This window comes from Mesorhizobium sp. M7A.F.Ca.CA.004.04.2.1 (assembly GCF_004022825.1).
Classification (GTDB): domain Bacteria; phylum Pseudomonadota; class Alphaproteobacteria; order Rhizobiales; family Rhizobiaceae; genus Mesorhizobium.
Map to the genome: position 1 here is coordinate 1 of NZ_RZPH01000449.1, position 4,588 is coordinate 4,588.

General features: G+C 62.7%; 3 protein-coding genes and 2 pseudogenes. 3 read left to right on the forward strand and 2 right to left on the reverse strand.

Translation table 11 applies throughout. The annotated features are described in order from the left end of the window. A partial coding sequence (locus EN893_RS19740; RefSeq protein ID WP_281062492.1) for an NAD(P)-dependent oxidoreductase occupies positions 1 to 902 on the forward strand: 902 nt, incomplete at its 5' end. Positions 903 to 958: 56 nt separating this feature from the next. Here EN893_RS19740 and EN893_RS19745 read toward each other — a convergent pair. After that, positions 959 to 1,427, reverse strand: a pseudogene (locus EN893_RS19745) (DUF2231 domain-containing protein). 151 nt (positions 1,428 to 1,578) lie between these two features. Next, a complete protein-coding gene (locus EN893_RS19750) occupies positions 1,579 to 2,484 on the reverse strand; it encodes a DMT family transporter (RefSeq protein ID WP_127267134.1) in 906 nt (301 codons plus the stop codon). A gap of 208 nt (positions 2,485 to 2,692) precedes the next feature. Between EN893_RS19750 and EN893_RS19755 the strand changes: the two genes are divergently transcribed. Continuing rightward, positions 2,693 to 3,991, forward strand: coding sequence for an adenylosuccinate synthase (locus EN893_RS19755; protein ID WP_127267133.1), 1,299 nt, complete (start codon positions 2,693 to 2,695; stop codon positions 3,989 to 3,991). 75 nt (positions 3,992 to 4,066) lie between these two features. Beyond that, positions 4,067 to 4,588: pseudogene (locus EN893_RS19760) on the forward strand (hypothetical protein); the annotation flags it as partial.

The window sequence follows — 4,588 nt, forward strand, 5'->3', positions numbered from 1 at the left end:
GTGGCGGGCTGGGCGTCGAGGCCGACCTGATCGCGGCGCTGAAGAGCGGCAAGGTGGCCGGCGCCGGCGTCGACGTCTTCGAGGTCGAACCGGCCGAGAACAACGAACTGTTCGGCATGGAGAATGTGGTGGCGACGCCGCATCTCGGCGCCTCGACGACGGAGGCCCAGGAGAATGTCGCGCTCCAGGTTGCCGAGCAGATGGCCGACTATCTGATCAAGGGCGCCGTCTCCAACGCCATCAACATGCCGTCGATCACCGCCGAGGAGGCGCCGCGGCTGAAGCCTTTCGTCAAGCTTGCCGAAGTGCTCGGCGCCTTCGTCGGCCAGGTCACCGAGGATCCGATCAAGGAGGTCGAGATCCTGTTCGACGGCTCCACCGCGACGATGAATACGCGCGCGCTGATCAGCGCCGCACTCGCCGGGCTGATCCGGCCTCAGGTCTCCGACGTCAACATGGTGTCGGCGCCGATCATGGTGAAGGAGCGCGGCATCATCGTCGCCGAGGTCAAGCGCGACAAATCGGGCGTGTTCGACGGCTACATCAAGCTTACGGTGAAGACCGAGCACATGACGCGCTCGATCGCCGGCACATGCTTCTCGGATGGCAAGCCACGCTTCATCCAGATCAAGGGCATCAACCTCGATGCCGAGGTCGGCCAGCACATGCTCTACACCACCAATGCCGACGCGCCGGGCATCATCGGCCTGCTCGGCACCGTCTGCGGCGAGAACGGCGTCAACATCGCCAACTTCCAGCTCGGCCGCAACCGGCCGGGCGGCGATGCCATAGCGCTGCTCTATCTCGACGCGCCGTTCCCGGAAGCCGTGCTGGAAAAGGTCAAGGCGCATAAGTCGATCGACTCGGCCAAGCGGCTGCAGTTCGACATCAACGCGATGTGATCGAGGACAGGCGGTCGCCGACCCCCTCGTTGAGGCCGGCCGCCGCGGCGGCCGGTTCAGGTCAACTCGTCGGATCCATCGGAGACAGCCACGCGATGTCGGTAGACCAGTTCCCAACCCTTCCAGCCCGTAAACAGCAGGATGAGAACCACGATCAGCGATAGGACGAAGCCGGTTGGCATCACGGCCGCCGCTCCGCCGGCATACCGCGAGTACCAGTTGTAAAGCTCGATCAACACGACGAGTACATTGCCGCCGGCATGGAGCCATGCCGTCGTGAGATTGCGGATCTGAACATCGCCGAGAACATCCGTCAGGCCGGCAAGCGCAGCCAGGGCTGCCATGATCGATCAGGCCTGCGCCGAGAAGCCAAAGCGACCCGGTGACCCATCCGGGATCGGCTGTTCGCCAGAAGATAAGATCGCAAACGAAGGCGCCGACAAAAAAGGCAATCGGAAACGGAATCAGCATGGGATGGATAGGGTGACCGGCAATGCTTGCCGTGCTGCGAGGGTTCGGGCTCATCATGTCGCCTCCCTGCCGTTCAAACTCCGCTGGAGGTGAAATGTTCCAAGTGAGGACGCGGCAGGGTTTATGCCGCTGTTTCCGGGCCATTGGCTAGATCCATGCTGTTCGCGTGAATCGCTGCAACGGGGAGAGCGTCAGCCGCCACATGTCATCTGCGGTGGTCCGCCACCGCCATCTTGCGCCCGCTGTATTCGGCAAGCCCGATGCCGCCCAGCACGAGCACCAAAGCCAGTGCCTGATAGAGGTGGAACGTCTCGCCGACGATCAGCACCGACAGCAGCGTGCCGAAGATCGGCACCAGATTGATGAACAGGCCGGCGCGGTTGGCGCCGATCAGTTCGTTGCCTCTGATGTAGAAGATCTGCGAAACGACGGAGGCGCCGATCGCCGTATAGACGATGACGGTCCAGCCGCGCGCATCGGGCATGATGACCTTGCCGGCGACGACCTCCCACAGGAAGAACGGCAGCGAAGTGACGAGTGCCGCAACCGACAGGGCCAGCATCAGGCTCTGCCAATGCATCACCGGTTTCAACCGCAGTCCGACCGAATAGCCGCTGTAGAGAAACACGGCGACCAGCATGATGGCGTCGCCGAAATTGAGTTCCAGCGTCAACAACCGGCGCGGGTCGCCATGGCAGGCGGTGAGGATCACGCCGGCGATGGTCAGCACGACGCCGACAATCTGCGCCCAGTTCACGCGCAGGCGGAAGAAGACGAAATTGGCAGTCATGATCAGGATCGGCATCGCCGCCTGTTCGATCGAGACATTGATCGCTGTCGTGTAGTTGAGCGCCGTGTAGAAGATGGTGTTGAACAGGGTGAAGCCGCTGGCGCCGAGGGCGACCAGCACGAACCAGTGCTTGCGGACGACCGGCCAGTCCTTCTGGATGGTCTTCCAGCCGATGGGCAGCATGATCGCCACGGCCAGCACCCAGCGCAGAAAGACCAGCGTCATCGGCGAGACGTGATCGACCGCCAGCTTGCCGGCCACCGAATTTCCGCCCCAGAGCAAGGTGGTGAGCAGCAGGAATATGTAGGCGCTTCGATGCATCGCGGGATTCCAGTCGCCGGAGCTGCGGTGTTTGCCGGCCTATTGCGGTCACTCGCCCAAGTAAATGATGTCAAAGCCGAAAATTGTTGTGCCTCAGGGCATTTTCGACGGCAAAGAAAGGTCGCGCTCGCGAGGTCTTGACGTTATAGAGGCCTGTCGTTTCGAACCATATTCAAGCCGCTTGGCGGCGTCTCAAGGGAAAAGAAACATGGCCAATGTGGTGGTCGTCGGCTCGCAGTGGGGTGACGAAGGCAAGGGCAAGATCGTCGACTGGCTGTCGGAGCGGGCCGATGTCGTGGTGCGTTTCCAGGGCGGCCACAATGCCGGCCATACGCTGGTCGTCGACGGCAAGGTTTACAAGCTGTCGTTGCTTCCGTCGGGCGTCGTGCGCCAGGGCAAGCTGTCCATCATCGGCAATGGCGTCGTGTTCGACCCGCATGCTTTCGTCGCCGAGGTGGCCAAGCTCAAGGCGCAAGGTGTCGAAGTCGCACCGGATCGCCTGAAAATAGCCGAAAACACAGCGCTTATCCTGTCCCTGCATCGGGAGCTGGACGGATTCCGTGAGGACGCCGCATCCAATTCCGGGACGAAGATTGGCACGACCCGTCGTGGCATCGGCCCCGCCTACGAGGACAAGGTGGGCCGGCGCGCGGTCAGGGTGATGGACTTGGCGGATTTGGAAACACTGCCCGTGAAGGTTGACAGGCTGCTGACGCACCACAATGCGCTGCGTAGGGGGCTTGGCCATGCGGAAGTCACGCATGACGCGATCATGCAGGAATTGACCTCGGTCGCCGACGACATCCTGCCCTATATGGACCGGGTCTGGAAGATCCTCGACGACAAGCGCCGGGCTGGCGAGCGTATCCTGTTCGAGGGCGCGCAGGGCACGCTGCTTGACATAGACCACGGCACCTATCCGTTCGTAACCTCGTCGAACACGGTTGCCGGACAGGCTGCCGCCGGCTCCGGCGTCGGCCCAGGCGCCATCGGCTATGTGCTCGGCATCACCAAAGCCTATACGACACGCGTCGGCGAGGGTCCGTTCCCGACCGAGCAGAAGAACGAGGTCGGCGAATTCCTCGGCACGCGCGGCCATGAATTCGGCGTCGTCACCGGCCGCAAGCGCCGCTGCGGCTGGTTCGACGCGGTGCTGGTACGCCAGGCCGTCGCTGTCAACGGCATCAAGGGAATCGCGCTGACCAAGCTCGACGTGCTTGACGGGCTGGACGAGATCAAGGTCTGCACGGGTTATCGTCTCGACGGCGAGATGATCGATTATCTGCCGGCCAGCCAGGGCGCCCAGGCACGTGTCGAACCGGTCTACGAGACGCTCGAGGGCTGGAAAGGCACCACTGCCGGCGCGCGCAGCTGGAACGATCTGCCGGCCCAGGCCGTCAAGTATGTCCGCTACATCGAGGAGCTCATCGGTGCCCCGGTAGCACTCCTTTCCACCAGCCCGGAACGCGACGACACGATACTTGTGACCGATCCGTTTCAAGACTAGTTTCTGAAGCCTTTCCGGGCATCGCGGCCGATTTGCGGGGGCCGGCGCGGAAACAAAATACAGGTCGACTGAAGCATGGCAGATTACGTTGCTATTCTGAAAAAGGCGCTCGGCAAGCATGGCGACGAGACGCCGGAAAAGCGTACGCGCATCTATGCCAGCGTTCGCACCATGCTGGCGAAGAAGCTTGAGGAATATTCGCCGCCGCCGGCCGCCGAAGCCATAGCCACGCAGATGCGTTCGCTGGAAGACGCGATCGCGAGTGTCGAGCGGGACTATGCCAAGAGCCTGCCGGAGACCGATCCGCTGGCGGAGCTGGAACACATCTTTTCATCGATCGATCGCAACAAGAATCAGCCGAGCCATACACGGCAGCCGGCCAAGGCCGAATCGGCCTGGCCCGCACCGCCCGCTGCAAAGCCTGAATCTTATCAGCCCGCGCCACCACCTGCCGCCAAGGTCGAGCCGAGCTGGCAAAGGGCGACGCCGGCGCCTTCCCAGCCGGCTCGCGCCGACACGCCTCTTCCAGGTATGGATGCCGACGAGGCGGAGGACGAGGCAGATGTCTTTTCCAGCGACGAAGAGCCGGTGTCGGAC

Bases quoted from the DNA above. Each gene is read 5' to 3' on its own strand.
- EN893_RS19750 (WP_127267134.1), bottom strand. From the start codon at position 2,484: ATGCATCGAAGCGCCTACATATTCCTGCTGCTCACCACCTTGCTCTGG.
- EN893_RS19755 (WP_127267133.1), top strand. From the start codon at position 2,693: ATGGCCAATGTGGTGGTCGTCGGCTCGCAGTGGGGTGACGAAGGCAAG.